Below are 17,824 nucleotides of genomic sequence, written 5' to 3'. Positions count from 1 at the left end.
GCCTGAGGACGCCTCACGCTGCCACGCACCGACGTGGGGTCAGACGAGGCCTGAGGACGCCTCACGCCGCCACGCACCGACGTAGGGTCAGACGAGGCCTGAGGACGCCTCTCGCCGCCACGCACCGACGTAGGGTCAGACGAGGCCTGAGGACGCCTCACGCTGCCACGCACCGACGTAGGGTCAGACGAGGCCTGTGCGGACCCCCTGCTGCCGCGCGCCGACGTGGGGTCGGATGGAGCCGAAAGCTGTTCCTCGTTCGGAGCATCGGAGTACACCTTCCGCTGGCCGGAATGAATTTCGCGGCGCGAACGGAAGGGATATTTGGGGGGCGTACTCATCGATTCGCTCCTTCGCTGGTCTCGAGGATGATCTCCTCGCCCGGCGCGCGACCGCTCATGCGTTCGAGCTCAAGGGCCTGTTCAAGGATGATCTGTGCCGCAACCTGATCGATCACGCTGCGGTGTTCGTATTCCGGAATTCCAGACGCGCGTAAACGCGCATGCGCCTGGTTCGATGTCAGCCGTTCGTCCACCATTGCGACGCGAACGTCCGGCACAAGCTTCTTGAGGCGGCGCGCATACTTGCGCGCCCCCTTAGCGGAGACTCCTTCGCCGCCGCGCAGGTGCCTGGGCAGACCCACGATCACCTCGATGGCATCGTGTTCGGTGACAATTTCGGCCAGGGCAGACAGGTCCGACAGATCGGGTGCGCGCGTCAGCGTTTGGACCGGCATCGTCAAGATGCCGTCAGGGTCGCAACGGCTGACGCCGACACGAACGGTGCCGACGTCTACGCCGATGCGAATACCCCTGCGCAGGCTCACAGGGCCTCGATCTGCGAACGAATCGCATCAAGTGCGGTCGGGATGCCCTCGGGCTTTGTGCCGCCACCCTGGGCGATATCGTCGCGGCCACCGCCGCCGCCACCCATGTACTTACCGACGGCGCGCACAAGCGCGCCTGCCTTAACGGAGGCCTCACGGGCACCCTCGTTCGTCGCGATGACCAAGGAAGGTTTACCGCCGACAAGACCGGCAAGCGCTACGACGGCACCGCGCTCGTTGCCCATGCGGTCACGAACGTCCAGAGCCAACGTACGCAGTGCGTCAGCCGACGGCATCTCACCAACGGCAGAGGCGACGAGGCTGACCTTACCCACGCGCTCGGAGGCAGCAGCGAGTTCACCGCCGCGGCGCAGCGCCTGCTCGGTACGGATCTTGTCCAGTTCCTTCTCGGACTCGCGCAGCTTGATGAGCAGAGACTCAATTCGCTCGGGAAGTTCGTCGGCACGCCCGCCCACAAGCTGAGACAGCTGGGAGACCAACGCATGTTCCTTCGCCTGGAACTCATACGCTCCGTCGCCAACGAGGGCCTCGATGCGGCGCACACCGGAGGCAACGGATCCCTCGCCAAGCACCGTCACACGGCCAATATGGCCCGTCGTAGGCACGTGGGTGCCACCGCACAGCTCACGGTCGAAGCCATCGCCGATTGTCACAACGCGAACCTCGGAACCGTACTTTTCGCCGAAGAGAGCGATTGCGCCCATCTCCTTGGCCTTCTCGATGCTCATGACCTCCGTTGTGACGGGGAGATCCTCAGCGAGCTTCTCGTTAACAAGAGCCTCAATGTCGTTCAGCTGGGATCCGGCAAGCGCGCTCGAGTGACGGAAGTCAAAACGCAGGCGCGACGGCGAGTTCTCTGAACCCGCCTGATCCGCATTCTCGGACACGACATTGCGCAGGCCCGCGTACACCATGTGAGTAGCGGTGTGGGCGCGAGCAATCGCGAGGCGACGCTCGCCGTCAATCTCGGCGTAGGCCTTCTCCCCCACCGTCATGCCGCCCTCGGTCAGGGTGCCACGGTGCACGCTCAGGCCTCGGATCGGGGCCTGCACGTCATGAACCTCAACGACGCCGCCGCCCGCGAGTCGAATCGTACCGTGGTCAGCCAGCTGGCCGCCCATCTCGGCGTAGAAGGGGGTGCGGTCCAGGATCACCTCAACCTCAGAGGGAGCGGTGGCTGCCGGGGCCTCCACGCCATCGACGAGAAGCGCCTCAACCGTGGCCTCGGATGCCTGCTCGGTGTAACCCAGGAACGTCGAACCGCCGCCCATCGCCTTTTCGATGTCATGGAAGACGCGGACGTCGGTGTGTCCGGTCTTCTTCGAGCGGGCGTCGGCGCGTGCACGCTCCTTCTGCTCGGCCATGAGGGTGCGGAAGCCCTCTTCGTCAACGGACACGCCCTGTTCGGCGGCCATCTCAAGGGTCAGATCGATCGGGAACCCGTAGGTGTCGTGTAGCGAGAACGCGGAGGCACCAGAAATAACGGGGGCACCCTTCGACTCCTTCGCGCTCGCAACCGCAGCGTCCAGGATCGTCGTACCGGCGCTGAGCGTGCGGCGGAACGCGTCTTCCTCCGCGAAGGCGACCTCGGAGATCGTCTTCCAGTTCGTCTCCAGCTCAGGGTACGAGGCCTTCATCGCGTCCTTCGAAGCGGTGAGCAGGGTAGGCATGGTTGCCTCGTCGACACCCAGGAGACGCATCGAGCGGACCGCGCGGCGGATCAGGCGGCGCAGCACGTAGCCGCGGCCATCGTTACCGGGGCGCACACCGTCGCCGATCAGCATGAGCGAAGAACGCACGTGGTCCGCCACGACACGCATACGTACGTCATCGTCGTAGGCTGCCCCGGCCTCGGGACCGGCTGCACCCAAACCGTAGCGCTTGCCACTCATCTGCATGGCGGCCTCAATGACGGGGAAAACCTCGTCGATCTCGTACATGTTGGGCTTGTCCTGCATGACGAAGGCCAGACGTTCCAGGCCGGCACCCGTATCAATCGCCTTTTTGTCCAGCTCACCCAGGAGCGGGTAGTCCTTGCCGGTTCCCTTACCGCGCATGAACTGGTCGAACACAAGGTTCCAGACCTCGAGGTAACGGTCGCCGCCCGGATCCACGGTGCCGCCCACAGCCTCGGGGCCGTACGCGGGACCACGGTCGTAGTGCCACTCGGCACAGGGGCCGGCGGGGCCGGGCTGGCCCGTATCCCAGAAGTTCTCCACGCGCGGCAGGCGCACAATGTGCTTGGGATCCATGCCGACCTGCTTCGTCAGGACGTTGAGAGCCTCCTCGTCCTCATCCCAAATCGTCACCCAGAAACGGTCTCCGTCGAGGCCATACTTGCCCTCGTCACGCGAACCCGTCAACAGATCCCACGCGAAGTTAATAGCACCTTCCTTGAAGTAGTCACCGAAGGAGAAGTTACCGTTCATCTGGAAGAACGTACCGTGGCGAGTCGTCTTACCCACGTTGTCAATGTCGTTGGTACGAATGCACTTCTGCACCGACGTAGCCCTGGGCCACGGCGCAGGCTCAACGCCCATGATGTAGGGAATGAAGGGGACCATGCCCGCGATCGTAAACAGAATCGACGGCTCCGGGGACACCAGGGAGACGGAAGGACAGACCTCATGACCCTGCTTCTCGAAGTAGTCGAGCCAACGGGTGCGGATTTCAGACGTACGCATAGTGCCCCATGTTAGTCCGTCCCCACCTCTGTGGGCACATCGGCACGCATAAGCAGACTGTGGGATAAAGAAAATCGCGCCCCCGAGCTACGAGCTCGGGGGCGCGACTATGACAAACGTCAGCGCGAGTAGTGCTCGACGACCATCTGCACGTCGACGGTCACGGGGACCTCAGCGCGCTTCGGGCGACGAACCAGGGTCGCCTTCAGACGGGACAGCTCGACGTCCAGGTACTCGGGGACAGCGGGCAGCACGTCACGGTGAATACCCTCAGCGGCAATCTCGAAGGGGACCGTGGTCTGCGACTTGGGCTTGACCTGGATGGTCTGACCGGGCTTCACGCGGAAGGAGGGGCGGTCGACGATCTTGCCGTCAACGAGGATGTGGCGGTGAACGACCACCTGACGGGCCTGCTGGATGGTGCGGGCGAAGCCAGCGCGCAGGACGAGGGCGTCCAGACGCATCTCGAGCAGCTCAACCAGGTTCTCACCAGTCAGGCCAGCGGTGCGGCGAGCCTCTTCGAAGGCGCGGCGCAGCTGCGACTCACGGATGCCGTACTGGGCGCGCAGACGCTGCTTTTCCTTCAGACGAACGGCGTAGTCGGAATCCTGGCGGCGACGGGTACGGCCGTGCTCACCGGGACCGTAGGGGCGCTTCTCGAAGTAGCGAACGGCCTTGGGGGTCAGGGCCAGGCCGAGGGCGCGGGACTCACGCACCTGCTTGCGGGAACGATTCGTTGCCATGAAATCTTCTTCCTGTTTCTCATGTCATGTCAGGGTGGATCCCCAACATGGGGCCAACTCCAGAACCGGAAGCGGTTCGTCGGCTAAGGCCCCAGGTGCCCGCTCGTGCGGACAACTGTTCTATCCTAGCGTCTTTTTAACAGACTACGAATGGCAGCAAGCCTCTTCGTGAGGATCGCCTCATGTCCATTCTCTGTTGGCTCGTAGTAGCGGGTACCTTCAAGGTCGTCGGGAAGATATTGCTGAGCAGCTACATGATGCGGATGGTCGTGAGCGTAGAGGTAACCCTCGCCATGCCCCAGCGTCTTTGCCCCCGCGTAGTGAGCGTCACGCAGATGCTCGGGCACCGCTCCCCCGCGTCCCTTCCGAACATCTGCCAACGCCCGATCAATGGCCAGGTACGTGGCGTTCGATTTGGGTGCCGTCGCCACCGCAACAACAGCCTGCGCGAGAAGCAGGCGGGCCTCGGGCATTCCAATAAGAGCAACGCCCTGTGCGACGGCCACACACGTGGACAACACCTCGGGCGCAGCCATCCCAATCTCTTCAGAAGCGGCGATCACAATACGTCGCGCGATGAAACGCGGATCCTCCCCCGCCTCAATCATTCGCGCTAAGTAGTGCAGCGCCGCATCGACGTCCGATCCGCGCATCGACTTGATAAAAGCACTCGTGACATCGTAGTGCTGGTCACGCCCCCAGCGTACGAGCGCCTGGTTAGCAGCAGCCTCGACACTGGCAACCGTGATCTCACCGGACCCATCATCGCTGGCCACCCCAGCCGCCGCCTCCAGCAGCGTCAGAGACTTGCGGGCGTCCGAGCCAGCCAAGCGAACCAACCCAGCCACGGCCTCGTCTGTCATCGCGAAGCGGCCCGCAAGCCCACGTTCATCGGACAGCGCCCGGCGAACGAGACCTTCAAGCGCCTCAGGCTCAAGTGGACGCAGCGTCAAAAGGAGCGAGCGAGACAGCAGCGGAGCAATCACAGAGAAGGACGGGTTTTCCGTTGTCGCCGCGACCAGCACTACCCATCGGTTCTCCACCGCTGGAAGAAGCGAATCCTGCTGCGACTTGGAGAAGCGGTGCACCTCATCCACAAAGAGGATTGTTTCCTCGCCACTGCTCGCCAATGTCCGGCGCGCACTGTCCACGACCCGACGCACGTCGCCCACGCCCGATGAGACGGCGGATAACTCAACAAAGCGTCGACCCGACGCCCTGGCGATCAAATACGCGAGCGTCGTCTTACCCGTTCCCGGTGGACCCCACAGAACCACGGACGATACCGACACACCATCTCGAGAGCCGGGCGACAGGAGGCGACGCAGCGGAGCTCCCTCACCGAGCAGGTGCGATTGGCCGACAACCTCCTCCAGTCGAGAAGGTCTCATACGAACGGCGAGGGGCGCGTCCGCGGAAAACGCGGGCACGCCCAACTCGTCGAATGCTTCAGAATCAAACAGATCCATGAAACCTAGCCTACGTCAGGGTGACTCCCTGCGAGGAAGATCCGATCTTCGGACCGGACAGGACCTGGAGGACGACGAGGCCCCCAAGGATCAGCATGCACGCACCGGCACCGAGCAGGTAACCGTTCAAGCCCTCGGACTCATCGGCGGCATTCGAGGAGGACAGGACCTCCGCATGCAACTTCACAGAACCGGATGCATCCACCGACGCGCCCGCGCCGGCAGCCCCAACGGTCGACGCGACCTTAAAGTCGGCCCAGCCGACCAGCTGGTGCGAGCGGTTCGCCACGACGACCTTGTATTCGCCCATGGGCAGGCCGGCCACGTCCATCGTGACCTTGTTACCGTCTTCAACCTGAAGCCAGCGTGCCTCACCCGTCTGCATGATGTTGGCGCTCACCCACTCGCCAGCGCCAGCCTTGTCGGAGGGAACATTGATCGTCAGCTGTCCACCAGTGAAAGCCGCGCTCACGCCACCCTTATTTGCATCAGTCAGCTCAGACACATCCGATACGGGGGACACCGGGGTATCGGACGGCTGCGTCGCGTTCGCCGCAGGAGAGGCCGAAGCGGAAGGCGTTGCCGAAGGCGACGCGGAAGAAGTTGCGGTCGGCTGGACAACCGGCAACTGCGGATCATCAGGCTGAGGCGCGGGCGCGGGACTCACGGACGGTCCCGGGGCGGGACTCACGGGCGACTCCGGCGCGGGACTCACGGGCGACTCCGGCGCGGGACTCACGGGCGACTCCGGCGCGGGACTCACGGGCGACTCCGGCGCGGGACTCACGGACGGCTCCGGCGCGGGACTCACGGGCGACTCCGGCGCGGGACTCACGGACGGCTCCGGCGCGGGTTCAACCGTGGGGTCTGCAGTCGGCTCCGGCGTTGGCTCGGCCGTCGCCGACGGGCTGGACGGCTCGAAGACCTTCACCGAGTAGTTGAATGTCTTCGCCAGGGTCTTGTCGTCCTGGTAGATCACGACGGTGACCCAGTGGGAACTACCGGGTTCCCAGGTCACATGTTCACCGTTGTTGGCGCCATTAGGAACCGGAACGACCATTCTGTAGTTGTCGAGCGCATTTACCTTCCACAGGCCATCAGCGGTCACCGTGACTGTTTCACCGGAGCGCTCGAAGGTAAGAGGCGCGGTCGGCGTTACGCCACCGTTATCCAAGATGACGCCCCAGTAGCCTGTCTTACCGTATTCCGCTTCAAACTCGGAGGCATTCTCGAGGTTGATAACGAACGTGGTGTTCGGGATAGGGAGGGGACCATCGTTGTTATCGGCACGCGCAGCGAAACCGGGAATGGCGAGCGCACCTGCGGCGAAGAGGCATAGGGCCATGAGCACGCTCATTACCCGACTGCGGCCAGCGAGCACCCGCGCTGCGAGGGCGGAAGTAACCCGTCCGTGCTGCATAACGGTTCTCCTTTGGGACTTAAATACTCAGAAGATATTGCCTGATAACCAGAGTAACAGCTACATCGGCTTCATGTGAAGCACGAACACGCACCATGCGGTCAGTGGTGATCACATTGGCATCGTGCGCTGCTCGCTCGATCTAGTGGAATGATCCATGCGACTTGCGCACAATGCTGACCGTCGCGATGGCACCGAGCAACGCAAGCGCCCCACCACCTGCAAGGATCCATCCGTTGAGGCGGCCCTCTTGCTCGCGGGCAGCTTGCTCCGTAGCCTGTTGCTCCGAGCGAGACCTAGGTCCAATCTCAGAAGCAGACACGCTCTGTTGTTCAGTAGACGAGGACGGATCGGGGGTGGGAGATCCCAGCTGGGACGAGCCGCCATTCACATATCCCCGCGACAAAGCACTCCCGGGACGTGACGACCCAGTACTTGCTGAGGCAGGGGGCGCAGAGGCATCCGTCGATGACGAAGTCGAGACCTGAGCGTCGGAAGCCTGGTCACCTCTTACCTCAGAGGTAAGTACTTTTGGTTCGTCAGCAGGAATGGCGGGCCGTGCCACCGTCGAGGCAGATTCACCGGGATCACTGTCTGCGGGAGCAGAGGGAGTCTCCTCCCCCGGCATATCTGGCACCACGACGGCGTAGCCAGGATCGGAGGGGTCAGGACTATCAGCGTTCATGGAGCATGTCCGAACATCAACGGCAGTGTCAACGACACGCACCTTAGCTTCGACATACGTTCCGGTGACAGCATCGCCAATGTAAACCACATGGGCTGACCCAACTTCCCAGGACGACGGGAGGGGAATATCCGTTGAGAAGGTTCCATCGGACGCCACGTCGGCGACGGCCCAGGCAGTACGATCACGACGAACAGCATCGGGAACCCAGCTGGGCAATTCCATTCCATCGGGGCGCTTCGTCTCACCATCATCGAGGGTGATGATAACGAATCCGCGTATCTGCTCAGTACCTGGACCCCAGCCAGAACCCTCAACATGAACCGATTCGCCCGCATGCACAATCGAGGAAAGAGAAGCCATCGACTCCGGACCCTGCGCAACGAGACAGGCGGCTGAAGCATCCGGGAGGGCATCGTCACCAAAAGCAGGAGGTGCAGTGACAAACACGCCACCAACAATGGACGCCGACGCGGCCAACGCAAGCAGGGACAGACGCAGCCCCTCGCTTCGCGTGAACGACCGTGGCGCCATGCGTGCCACCTTCCTTCCCTCATGGATAATTTTAGTAAGTTCGCTCAATTATGAACAGACCAACATGTCAGTGTCCGAGTAACTACGAGCCATACGCTCCATCCTATTAGTTCGTCCCCAACACGCAATTGCGAACAACAAGCAAATTCACGGACCGGTGCACCAAAACCAGGTTTTACAAGGAAAATTATATTTAATTGAAAAAAATTGTGAGCTAAATTATCGAATAACTGTCATCTAAAGTGACCTTCTGGTCAACATTTGAGACTATGAATCTCGTTTCTACCCCCCGCTAACGACGTGGAATGACCAGCGGTGCCCCCGACTCAGGATCCTCGATGACAACGCATTCAACCTCGAATACGTCGGAGATCAGAGAGGGCGTCACAATGTCTCGCGGCACTCCCTGAGCAACGATCCGCCCATCTTTCATACACACGAGATGCGTCGCGTAGCGGAAAGCAAGGTGAAGATCGTGCAATACCGCGACAACTGTCCGACCCCCCTCACGTAGGCGGTCCGCTAAACGCAGAACCTCCAGTTGATGATTCAGATCCAAATAGGTCGTCGGCTCATCCAAGAGCAGGATATCCGTCGACTGCGCCAGAGCCATCGCGATCCAGACCCTCTGACGCTGCCCACCAGAGAGTTCGCCGACACGTCTGGAGCAAAATGCGCTTACTCCGGCGTCACGCATTGCACGCGCCACGGCCTCGTCATCCTCCGTGCTCCACTGATGTGCGAGAGATTGATGCGGATAGCGGCCGCGCGCAACCAGGTCCTCCACCAACATGTCGCCCGGTGCAACAGAGGATTGCGCGAGGAGACCAAGGCGGCGCGCAAGGGCCTTCTGATTCAGCTCATTCAGGACCTGCCCATCCAACTCAACGACGCCGCAGCGCACGCTGAGCACGCGGGCGAGTGCCCGCAACAGCGTCGACTTGCCACATGCATTCGGGCCGACGATGACCGTCAGTTCGCCCTGCAGAACATCCAGTGAAAGCCCCTCCAGAATCGGAGAGTCCTTCCCGTAGCCAACGGTGATCGAATGGGCACGAAGCCCACCTTCACTGTGCCGATCAGTCATGACGTTACCTCACCTCACGAACGAGTAACACGAGCAGATAGATGCCACCCACGACGCCAGTCACGACGCCCACCGGCATTTCATGGGGCGCCAGGAGCCGTTGCGCAACCACGTCGGAGGCGAGCACAAGAAGCGCTCCCACGACGGCAGACGATGCAAGCCCCACTCCCCCATGACCACACACGCGACGAGCAACGTGGGGTGCCGCCAAAGCCACAAAGGCCACCGGGCCTGCAACAGCGGTTGCCATGGAAACCAACACCATCGCCGCAGCGATCACCGCGATCCGCACCTCGCGTACCCGCACCCCCAAGGCCATCGCCACATCATCCCCCATCGCAAGCACAGCGAGCGGACGTGCGAGCCACGCAAGAACCAGCACGGTCACCGCAAGAACGAGAATGAACGGAACAATGCGCACCATCGTCACACCGGAGAACGATCCTGCACTCCATAACTGCGCGCGCTGCGCCGCTTCCAGGGGAGCCTTGACGATCAGCAGTGAATTGATAGCGCGGAGAGCGGCGGAGAAACCGATGCCGACCAAGACGACCCGAATTCCTGTCACGCGGACGCCACCCGCGCAGGCAAGAATGAGCGCCCCCGACACGAGACCGCCCACGAGCGCTCCGACGCCCGTCGTCGCAGGACTGGACCCACACACAATGATCGCAAGAAGAGCGCCCGTCGCCGAGCCAGTCGACAAGCCGACGATGTCGGGACTACCCAGCGGGTTGCCAGAGATCGTCTGGAAGATGGCACCCGACAGGCCGAGCGCACATCCGACTCCCAGCGCCGCACACACACGCGGAAAACGAACAGACTGCACGAAGTACACGCCCAAGAAATCGTCTCGAGGCCCGCTGTCGCCCATCAGTCGACGGAAAGACTCTGCGGCACTGAGACCATAATCCCCCAACGTCAGCGAGTAAACGGACAGGCACACGGCAAGGAGTAGTCCAGCAACGACGACCGTGGCACTACGCCGATGAATGCGTAGCGAGACCCACGGCAATGCTAGTACCACGTAACGCCCGCTGTTCACGACATCCCCCGTCCACGCGCAGTTGCGATAAAGAAAGGTGCCCCAATGAGCGCGACGATGACACCGACAGGCACCTCCTGAGGAGCCAGCACGAGGCGCGAGGCAACATCTGCGACGCACACCCACGCAGCCCCCACGATGATGGACCAGAGAGCGATCAAGCCATGACGCGCGCCAACCACGCGCCGGACGAGGAGCGGCACGGCGAGACCAACAAACGTGAGGGGACCCCCGAGTGCGGTCGCTCCTCCCGCGAGGGCTGTGACTGCCAGGGTTGCGAGTCCTCGAACAAGCCGCACCCGAACGCCGAGACCGACGGCGACCTCGTCTCCGAGCGTCAGAATGCCAAGAGCGGACGTCAGAAGCGCGCCGAGCACCATCCCGCCGCCGATGACAACGCTCGCCAAGACGAGCGAATCAACTCCGATCCCCTCGAAGGAGCCGGACGCCCAATAGCGGAACTCGTTGAAAGCAAACTGGTTGGCCGTCAGGATGGCCGACGTCAGCGATGCCAGTGCGGCTGACACGGCGATACCCGCCAGTGCCAGGCGTGCACGCGAGGCGCGCGCGCCCCGGCCAGACAGTGCAAAGACGAGGGCGGAGGCTACTCCGGCTCCTATCAACGCAGCGCTGAGCGTAACGGCGCGCGTCGACACGCCCATGACTGCGGTCGCCGACACGACCGCGAAGGCAGCCCCTGCGTTGACGCCGAGGATGCCAGGATCAGCGAGCGGATTGCGCGTCATCGCTTGCATGATTGATCCGGCCAACCCGAGCGCGCCCCCGATGATGAGCGCCGCGATGGTCCGGGGTACACGAAGGGATAGCACCACCCGCGCGTCCTGGGAGGTTCCGCCGTGGACAAGGGACTCCCAGACAATATTCGGGGCGATCTGCCGGGATCCCAGGGCGAGCGAGGCCATCACGACGACACCAAGCACCAGCGCCGCCACTGCACAGGCAATAGCGACGCTGGTAAGTCGGTGGGCGCTCATTCGCACAGTGCGCACCTGACCGCGTGTCCCACGCTCAGGACGCCGGGACAAACTGAGCTTCGATGGACGAGACGATACCGTCCATCAGCAGGTATCCGCCGGTCGAGGTCCACAGGGATCCATCGACGGGAATGACGTGGTTTGCCTGGACAGCTCCGAGAGAATCGAAACCAACAGTATTCTTCGCCTCCTCGAGTGCGGCGGCAGACGCCTCGACACCGGTGGCTCCGCCTGCCGACGGGTTGTTCACCGAGGACTTGCCGAGCGTGCCGAAGAAGATCCAGTCCGCGTCGATTTGGTCGATGTTTTCGAGGGAGACGGGCTCGGAGTGTCCCTCTCCATCACGGTCCTGATTGGCGGGGCGCTTCATGCCTAGAGCGGTCAGGGCTTGTCCGGCGGGCAGCTCCTTGAGAATCAGGCCTGCACTATCGCCCTGCCAGCGCACAACCGAGTATGTCTGGTCGAGGTAGCCAGCATCCTTCAGGCGGGCGCTCACATCTGCGACATGCTGGTCGAACTCCGCGAGTTTGACGTCAGCCTGTTCGGGCACGCCGAGCGCATCCGCGGTGAGGGCGAAAGTCTCGCGCCAGTCGCCGCCCGACTGCGTGGTGAAGAAGACGGGAGCTATCTGGCCGAGGGCCGTCAGAGTCTCGGTGTCGTTGTTCTTCACGGACGTGCCGTCAACGAGAATCAGGTCCGGGTGGGCGGCACCAATGGCCTCCAGGTTGGGGGTGCCGATGGAACCCAGAATCGGGATGTCTCCAGCGCGATCAAGGAGGTAGTTGGGGACCGTCTGCTGGCCGCGGCCCGATACGACACCAATGGGCGTCACTCCCAGGGCGAGCGCGTTGTCGGTGGTCGGTTCGGAAAGCGTCACGACGCGGGTCGGATGCGAGGGCAGAGTGACCTCCTGGCCGGAGGCATCGGTAACGACGCGGGTCTCGCTGGTCCCGTTCGCTCCAGAGGACGAGGCCGGGGCGGGCTGCGTGGAGGAGCAGGCTCCCAGGGTCAGGGATGCAAGAGCGAGAGCCGCGAAAGCGCGAACTCGTGTCGAGATATGCACGTGTTCCTCAATTCGATTAGATCACGATAGATGCATAGGCAAGCCTAACCTAGCGGTGCAAAGGGCGCTCTCTTCGCATGCAATGGTGGATAGGCTCACGCACACCATCTGTCGAGCATTCGCACGAGCCCTTCGCGCCACCATGCAACGTCATGGCCACCGGGATAGGACTCGAAACTGACAAACGATCCCGCCCCCTCTAACAGAGCAGTACAATGCCGAGTTACAGGTAGCATCGCCCGCTCGCGCTCACCCACCTGACACAACACTGTCAAGCCTTGACCAAGACACCTCTGTCCCCTCATTAGTTCTTTTATCAGCGTCCCCTCGCCCCGGCCTCGTTCCTCTCCACCCCACCATAGAGAGGGGGACTGTGCGAGGAAACACTCAACGGGCAACGAACCCAGACAGGCAGCCTCGAGCACTGCAAGCCCACCGAAGGACTGACCGGCCAGAGCAACAGGACCAGCCCCAACCTCGGCACAAATGTCTCTCACGAGCTCCTCAACACGGCCCGCCTCGGTTAACTCCTCCTGGCGAGCGCGCAGATCACCAGCATCGATCGTCACGACGCGAAGACCAGGGTAGCGCCAGGTCAGCCAGCCAACGCCATTGGCTCGCCACATCTCCCCGTCGAAGAGAATGAGGGTTCTGCGTGCGGGGCACTCGCCGTCGTGGACCACGATGGAACGGGGTCGCTCACGCTCACGACGTGTACTGATGCGAACACCGATGTCTTCCTCACGGGCAGCACGCATCTGCAGAGAGCGGAGGCTCTCCGATGGCCACACGACGCTCGCATCGGGTCCCACAAACAGTGAGGCAACGTTTCCTCGCCCGTTGATGAGACTGCGGACGTTAGAGCAATCAGGGCGAGCAGCCTGACTTAATCGCAGCCAATCACCCCGATCCATGCTCGTGCGCGGATCGATGCCACCAGCGTCCACAATCGCGAACTGATAGCTGAGGATCGCATCCGCAGGCAACGCACACGCGAGCACGTGCACGCGAGATCCGGGCACGCTTTCCAGACGAAAAGCGTCAAGGTGATCACGGTTGCGATCCGTCACGGTATTGACGATAACGAAGCACTGAGCATTCTCAGGAGCATCGCACCGAAACGTCACGCGAACGGCGTTAACCCCATCGAGGACGAGCCGACGACCGACGCGCGGGCCATCGGCGCACCCATGGTCTTCCCAGTCCTCAGGATCGATCTCGAGCCGACAAAACCCCGTCTCAGAAAAGAACTCCTCCTCGAAGGCCATCGGTCAGTCGAAAAGCGAAATATCGCCCGCGCCGACGCGCGCGACGACAGCGTCGCCTCCCGCAAAGTCGATGACCGTCGTCGGCTCAGCGACGCCGACAGGACCCACGACCACCAGATCAACCTGATGCCCGATGCGCTCGTCCACGTCAAAGCCGTCCGTCAGAGGCTCCTTCTCACCCGGCATGATGAGCGTCGAACAAGCTAGCGGCTCACCAAGGGCCTCGACAATCGCCTGGGTGATGACATGGTCCGGGATGCGCACGCCGACCGTGTGCTTCTTCTTGTTCAGCATGATGCGCGGAACTTCCTTGGTGCCACGCAGGATGAACGTGTAAGGTCCGGGGGTCAGCGCCTTCATCGTGCGGAACTCATGATTATCGACGATGACTAGCTCACCGAGCTGCGCGAACGAGTGGCACAGCAGCGAGAAGTTGTGCTTGTCATCGAGCTTACGAACCGCGCGAATGGTGTCCATGCCCGACTTGTTGCCAATCTTGGTCGCGATCGCGTAGCCGGAGTCCGTGGGCAGCGCAATCGTGCCGCCGCGTTCCAGCAGGTCAACGACCGTGTTAACCAGACGTGCTTGAGGATTTTCCGGATGCAACTCAACGTACGACATGTCTCTATTGTGCACGAAACCCCCACCGGCCGGGGCCAGATGGGGGTTTCGTGGACAGAATGCGCGAGAGCTAGATCACTTCTTCCCCTCGTCGGTGACCTCTTCACCGCGTTTCTTCGGCTTCGCGTCAACGCCGGCTTCCTTACGCTGCGCAGGCGTAATCGGAGCCGGTGCCTCGGTCAGCGGGTCGAAACCGCCGCCGGACTTCGGGAAGGCGATGACATCGCGAATCGACTCGGACTTCGTCAGCAGCGAGACGATACGGTCCCAACCGAACGCGACGCCGCCGTGCGGCGGGGCACCGAACTTGAAGGCATCGAGCAGGAAGCCGAATTGCGTCTGGGCTTCCTCCTCGCCGATACCCATCACGTTGAACACGCGGTTCTGGATGTCGCGGCGGTGAATACGAATCGAACCGCCACCGATCTCGTTGCCGTTGCAGACGATGTCGTAGGCGTAGGCCAGCGCGTTGCCCGGGTCCTTGTCGAAGGAGTCGATCCACTCGGGCTTGGGCGAGGTGAAAGCATGGTGGACGGCCGTCCAGGCGCTGTGGCCCAGCGCGACGTCGCCCTCGGCCTCAGCATCGCCGGTGGGCTTGAAGAGCGGCGCGTCCACAACCCAGGTGAAGGCCCAGGCATCGGGGTCGATGAGGTCGCAGCGCTTGCCGATCTCCAGGCGGGCAGCGCCGAGCAGCTCGCGCGACGGGGTCGGCTTGCCGGCAGCGAAGAAGATGCAGTCGCCGGGATTGGCACCGGTGGCGGCAGCCAGGCCCTCACGCTCAGCCTCGGTGATGTTCTTGGCAACGGGGCCGCCCAGCGTACCGTCCTCGGCGATGGTGACGTAAGCCAGACCCTTCGCGCCGCGTGCCTTGGCCCATTCCTGCCACTTGTCGAAAGTGCGGCGAGGCTGCGAGCCACCGCCGGGCATGACGACAGCACCCACGTAGGGAGCCTGGAACACGCGGAAAGTCGTGTCCTTGAAGTACTCGGTGAGGTCGGTCAGCTCAAGGCCGAAGCGCAGGTCGGGCTTATCCGAGCCGTAGCGTTCCATCGCGTCCTTGTAGGTCATGCGCGGGATCGGCGTGGACAGGTCGTAACCGATGAGCGCCCACACGTTCTTCAGGACGTCCTCGGCGACCTCGATGACGTCGTCCTGGTCCACGAAGCTCATCTCGATATCGAGCTGGGTGAACTCGGGCTGGCGATCAGCACGGAAGTCCTCATCGCGGTAGCAGCGCGCGATCTGGAAGTAACGTTCCATGCCCGCCACCATGAGCAGCTGCTTGAACAGCTGGGGCGACTGAGGCAGGGCGTACCAGGAACCCGGGGAGAGGCGGGCGGGGACGATGAAGTCGCGGGCACCCTCGGGGGTCGAACGGGTCAGGGTCGGCGTCTCGATCTCGACGAAGTCGCGGGCGTACAGGGCCTCGCGGGCGGCACGCGAAACCTTCGAGCGCAGGCGGATCGCGTACTGCTCGGGCTCGCGGCGCAGGTCGAGGTAGCGGTACTTCAGGCGGGTTTCCTCGCCGACGTTGCCGGAATCTTCAGCATTGGAGGACACCTGGAACGGCAGGGGCGCACTAGTATTCAGGATTTCGATGTCGTCGCCCATCACCTCAATGGCACCGGTGGCCAGGTGGGGGTTCTCGTTGCCCTCGGGGCGAGCGCAGACCTCGCCGGTGACCTTCAGGACAAACTCGGAGCGCAGCTCGTGGGCGACACGCTCGTCACGGACGACAACCTGGGCGATACCCGACGCGTCGCGCAGGTCGATGAACGCCACGCCACCGTGATCGCGGCGACGATCCACCCAACCGGTGAGCGTCACGGTCTGACCGACCAGGTCGGTGCCGAGGGTTCCAATGTTGTGAGTGCGAAGCACTGTGATTCCTTTCGTTGTTACCATCCGCGAGACAGGCGGCGGCAGTATTATTGTACGCGCGCTCGGTCTGGGAGCACGCTCGCCGCAAATAGAATGGGTACTATGGCCGTCGTCTCTACTTCTTCTGTCCCCTCCTCCCCCGCCTGGACACCCACCGAGATCGGTCTGGCAATAGGTTCTGTCCTCTTGATCACGCTTGTTGCGTTTGAGGAGCTGGCAGCCACGACGATCATGCCGACGGTCGTCGCTTCCTTCGACGCCGCACCCTGGTATCCGATTGCCTCGGGTGCCGCGTTGGCGGCGCAGCTGAGCGCCACGGTAGTCGCGGGCGCATTGGCGGACTGGAAGGGACCTCGCGCCGTTCTCTTCACCGGTATGGCGCTCTTCGCCGTGGGCCTGATCATCTCCGCTGTGGGTCCGAACATCATTACCTTCGTCGCTGGCCGCGCGCTGCAGGGGCTGGGCGGCGGACTTCTCGTCGTTCCCCTGTATGTCCTGATCGGTGCGGTTGCCGCCCCGGCCCACCGCCCGTCGTTTTTCGCGGCCTTTTCGCTGTCGTGGGTACTCCCCTCATTGGCGGGTCCCGCAATCGCCGGCTACGTAACTCAAGTGTGGGGGTGGCGCTACGTCTTCGGCGTCGTCCCGATTGTCGTCGTCGTTGCGGCCATCCCCGTCGGCTACGTGCTGCGCACGCTGCCCGCCGCTGAGGCACGCAAGGCCGCGCGCTTGGCAGCACTGTCGTGTAACGCAGTCTTAGCGGGCACGGGTGTCATGCTCCTGCAGCTTGCAGGCGCGCTTACCTCCGCCCTCTCTCAGTTCGGTGTGTTCTTGCTCGGTGCAGGCCTCACGGTGTGGGCGCTGCCCCACCTGCTGCCGCGCGGCACGTTTGCATCCCGTCCAGGCATGCCGTCGGCGATCCTTGCACGCCTATGTGCCCTGGCCTCGCAGGTCGGACTCGCCGTTATGATTCCCCTCGTCCTGCAGCGAGTGCACGGGTGGTCCGAGGCTTCGTCCGCCTGGTGGGTCACACTCGGGTCGATCACGTGGTCGCTGGGCGCTGTCGCACAGGCACGCGTACACGATCCGCGCAAGCGTAAGGTTCTGCCCGTCGTCGGCGGCTCGCTCATCGCTATCGGCGCAGTGCCGGTGGGCGTGCTCCTCATCCCTGCAATTCCGGTCTGGGTCGCTCTGATCGGCTGGCTGTTGGTCGGTCTCGGCGTCGGCCTGGTCCACGCTCCCCTGTCGGTCCTGGCTCTCGAGGTGACCCCCGAGGCCAAGCACGGGCGCGTGGCCTCGTGGCTGCAGGTCGCTGACTCGGCGGGTCCGGCCCTCGAGCTCGCCCTCGTGTCCGTGGCTATGAGCGCGTGGGCCGCCACCGCCACGGTGGGCGGGGCGGCCTACGCTCCCTATTGGGTCATTGCAGTGGTCCTCGCGGGCCTCGCCGTGTTCGCCGTGAGGCGACTCCGACCGGCCGAGTGAGGG

General features: G+C 63.1%; 13 protein-coding genes and 1 pseudogene. 1 reads left to right on the top strand and 13 read right to left on the bottom strand.

Annotated features, from left to right (window positions below):
• The 13 genes and pseudogenes from HMPREF1136_RS10525 to aspS form a co-directional block, all read right to left on the bottom strand.
• Positions 1–341, bottom strand: a pseudogene (locus HMPREF1136_RS10525) (endolytic transglycosylase MltG); the annotation flags it as partial.
• Entirely contained in the window at positions 338–826 is a 489-nt protein-coding gene (gene ruvX, locus HMPREF1136_RS02415) for a Holliday junction resolvase RuvX (protein WP_083836203.1), read from the bottom strand. The pseudogene HMPREF1136_RS10525 and the gene ruvX, both read right to left, overlap by 4 nt.
• The gene (gene alaS, locus HMPREF1136_RS02410) at positions 823–3,531 is read right to left on the bottom strand and encodes an alanine--tRNA ligase (RefSeq protein ID WP_009647700.1); all 2,709 of its coding nucleotides are present in this window, start codon (positions 3,529–3,531) and stop codon (positions 823–825) included. Before alaS ends, ruvX begins: the two co-directional genes overlap by 4 nt.
• A gap of 119 nt (positions 3,532–3,650) precedes the next feature.
• Complete coding sequence (rpsD, locus tag HMPREF1136_RS02405; protein ID WP_009056277.1) at positions 3,651–4,274, bottom strand: 30S ribosomal protein S4; 624 nt, start codon at positions 4,272–4,274, stop codon at positions 3,651–3,653.
• Between the two features lie 125 nt (positions 4,275–4,399).
• On the bottom strand, positions 4,400–5,743 hold the full coding sequence (locus tag HMPREF1136_RS02400) for a replication-associated recombination protein A (protein WP_009647716.1): 1,344 nt from the start codon (positions 5,741–5,743) through the stop codon (positions 4,400–4,402).
• A gap of 10 nt (positions 5,744–5,753) precedes the next feature.
• Positions 5,754–7,100 carry a type IV secretion protein Rhs gene (locus HMPREF1136_RS02395; RefSeq protein WP_034504523.1) on the bottom strand — a complete coding sequence of 449 codons (1,347 nt, stop codon included), beginning with the start codon at positions 7,098–7,100 and terminating at the stop codon, positions 5,754–5,756.
• A 1,574-nt stretch (positions 7,101–8,674) separates the two neighbouring features.
• Positions 8,675–9,469: an ABC transporter ATP-binding protein gene (locus tag HMPREF1136_RS02390; protein WP_009647705.1), complete on the bottom strand. Its 795-nt coding sequence runs from the start codon at positions 9,467–9,469 to the stop codon at positions 8,675–8,677.
• 4 nt (positions 9,470–9,473) lie between these two features.
• Entirely contained in the window at positions 9,474–10,496 is a 1,023-nt protein-coding gene (locus HMPREF1136_RS02385; RefSeq protein ID WP_034504528.1) for a FecCD family ABC transporter permease, read from the bottom strand.
• A 14-nt stretch (positions 10,497–10,510) separates the two neighbouring features.
• Entirely contained in the window at positions 10,511–11,509 is a 999-nt protein-coding gene (locus HMPREF1136_RS02380; protein WP_034504521.1) for a FecCD family ABC transporter permease, read from the bottom strand.
• 34 nt (positions 11,510–11,543) lie between these two features.
• Positions 11,544–12,572 carry an ABC transporter substrate-binding protein gene (locus HMPREF1136_RS02375; protein ID WP_009647708.1) on the bottom strand — a complete coding sequence of 343 codons (1,029 nt, stop codon included), beginning with the start codon at positions 12,570–12,572 and terminating at the stop codon, positions 11,544–11,546.
• A gap of 95 nt (positions 12,573–12,667) precedes the next feature.
• Positions 12,668–13,840 (bottom strand): enterochelin esterase domain-containing protein, encoded by a 1,173-nt coding sequence (locus tag HMPREF1136_RS02370; protein WP_009647701.1) that lies wholly within the window; start codon positions 13,838–13,840, stop codon positions 12,668–12,670.
• Between the two features lie 3 nt (positions 13,841–13,843).
• Positions 13,844–14,461: an L-threonylcarbamoyladenylate synthase gene (locus HMPREF1136_RS02365; RefSeq protein WP_009647719.1), complete on the bottom strand. Its 618-nt coding sequence runs from the start codon at positions 14,459–14,461 to the stop codon at positions 13,844–13,846.
• A gap of 75 nt (positions 14,462–14,536) precedes the next feature.
• Positions 14,537–16,342, bottom strand: a complete 1,806-nt coding sequence (aspS, locus tag HMPREF1136_RS02360; protein ID WP_009647725.1) for an aspartate--tRNA ligase — start codon at positions 16,340–16,342, stop codon at positions 14,537–14,539.
• A 102-nt stretch (positions 16,343–16,444) separates the two neighbouring features.
• Between aspS and HMPREF1136_RS02355 the strand changes: the two genes are divergently transcribed.
• Complete coding sequence (locus HMPREF1136_RS02355) at positions 16,445–17,821, top strand: MFS transporter (protein ID WP_009647699.1); 1,377 nt, start codon at positions 16,445–16,447, stop codon at positions 17,819–17,821.
• Positions 17,822–17,824: the final 3 nt, after the last annotated feature.

The sequence above is a fragment of the Actinomyces sp. ICM47 genome (assembly GCF_000278725.1).
GTDB lineage: Bacteria > Actinomycetota > Actinomycetes > Actinomycetales > Actinomycetaceae > Pauljensenia.
This window is presented reverse-complemented; position numbering and strand designations above follow the sequence as displayed.

Excerpts from the sequence above, each read along its gene's own strand:
- alaS (WP_009647700.1), bottom strand. The coding sequence starts at position 3,531 with ATGCGTACGTCTGAAATCCGCACCCGTTGGCTCGACTACTTCGAGAAG.
- HMPREF1136_RS02370 (WP_009647701.1), bottom strand. The coding sequence starts at position 13,840 with ATGGCCTTCGAGGAGGAGTTCTTTTCTGAGACGGGGTTTTGTCGGCTC.
- HMPREF1136_RS02400 (WP_009647716.1), bottom strand. The coding sequence starts at position 5,743 with ATGGATCTGTTTGATTCTGAAGCATTCGACGAGTTGGGCGTGCCCGCG.
- HMPREF1136_RS02355 (WP_009647699.1), top strand. The coding sequence starts at position 16,445 with ATGGCCGTCGTCTCTACTTCTTCTGTCCCCTCCTCCCCCGCCTGGACA.
- HMPREF1136_RS02390 (WP_009647705.1), bottom strand. The coding sequence starts at position 9,469 with ATGACTGATCGGCACAGTGAAGGTGGGCTTCGTGCCCATTCGATCACC.
- HMPREF1136_RS02395 (WP_034504523.1), bottom strand. The coding sequence starts at position 7,100 with ATGAGCGTGCTCATGGCCCTATGCCTCTTCGCCGCAGGTGCGCTCGCC.
- rpsD (WP_009056277.1), bottom strand. The coding sequence starts at position 4,274 with ATGGCAACGAATCGTTCCCGCAAGCAGGTGCGTGAGTCCCGCGCCCTC.
- HMPREF1136_RS02365 (WP_009647719.1), bottom strand. The coding sequence starts at position 14,461 with ATGTCGTACGTTGAGTTGCATCCGGAAAATCCTCAAGCACGTCTGGTT.
- HMPREF1136_RS02380 (WP_034504521.1), bottom strand. The coding sequence starts at position 11,509 with ATGAGCGCCCACCGACTTACCAGCGTCGCTATTGCCTGTGCAGTGGCG.